Origin of the sequence: Mesorhizobium sp. M4A.F.Ca.ET.050.02.1.1, from assembly GCF_003997725.1 — a bacterium.
In the GTDB taxonomy this organism is placed as follows: domain Bacteria; phylum Pseudomonadota; class Alphaproteobacteria; order Rhizobiales; family Rhizobiaceae; genus Mesorhizobium.
The window spans coordinates 1-976 of record NZ_RZSG01001269.1; the positions used below are offsets into that span (position 1 = coordinate 1).

At 67.0% G+C, this 976-nt stretch carries 1 protein-coding gene and 1 pseudogene; one reads left to right on the forward strand and one right to left on the reverse strand.

Annotated elements, in window-relative coordinates:
* On the forward strand, window positions 1–734 hold a 734-nt coding region (locus EOA33_RS36860), incomplete at its 5' end, for a phosphopantothenoylcysteine decarboxylase (protein ID WP_281033603.1).
* A 21-nt stretch (window positions 735–755) separates the two neighbouring features.
* Here EOA33_RS36860 and EOA33_RS36865 read toward each other — a convergent pair.
* Window positions 756–976: pseudogene (locus tag EOA33_RS36865) on the reverse strand (aspartate aminotransferase family protein); the annotation flags it as partial.

Consider the following 976-nt stretch of genomic DNA (forward strand, 5'->3'; position numbering starts at 1 on the left):
AGGCCGAACCGCTGGAGATCGTGGCGGCCATCGAGGCGATGCTCGACAGCAGGCCGAAGCCGCTGGCCGGCCGCAGGATCATCGTCACGTCGGGGCCGACGCATGAGCCGATCGATCCGGTGCGCTATATCGCCAACCGCTCGTCCGGCAAGCAGGGCCATGCGATCGCGGCGGCGTTGGCGAAGCTCGGCGCCGATGTGCGGCTGGTCTCCGGTCCGGTCACCATCGCCGATCCGGCCGGCGTCATCACTACCCATGTCCAGACCGCCGCCGAGATGAAGGGCGCAGTCGAAAGCCTTTTGCCGGCGGATGCGGCGGTGTTCGTCGCCGCCGTCGCCGACTGGCGCACCGCCAATTCGGCCGGCGAGAAAATCAAGAAGGTGGCGGGCGAGGGGCCGCCGGCGCTGCAGATGGTCGAAAACCCAGACATTCTGGCCGGCGTCGGCCATCATCAGAAACGCCCCGGGCTGGTCGTCGGTTTTGCCGCCGAGACACAGGATCTGATCCGCAATGCCGAGGCCAAGCTGAAGAAGAAAGGCGCCGATTTCATCGTCGCCAACGATGTCTCGCATGAAAGCGGTGTCGGCCCCACCGGCGTCATGGGCGGCGACCGCAACAAGGTGCGCATCGTCTCCAAGACCGGCGTCGAGGAATGGCCGGAACTGAGCAAGGACGAGGTGGCGGCGCGGCTCGCCACGCTGATTGCAGAGCGCCTGAAAACCATCGTGGTCTGAGCGGCCTCCTGGCCGCCAGCCTTACTCCGCAGCGATGCCGGGTGCACTCGCGGCGAGCGACGCTTCGATCGACTCCGCAATGATCCGCAGGCCGAGATCCAGTTCCTGTTCGGAGATGGTCAGCGGCGGGGCGATGCGGAAGACGCCGCCCATCCCGGGAAGCTTGACGATATTCATGCTCAGCCCGCGCCGGAACGCTTCGGCCGCAATCGCGGCGCCGAGCTGGTGGTCCGGCTCCTTGC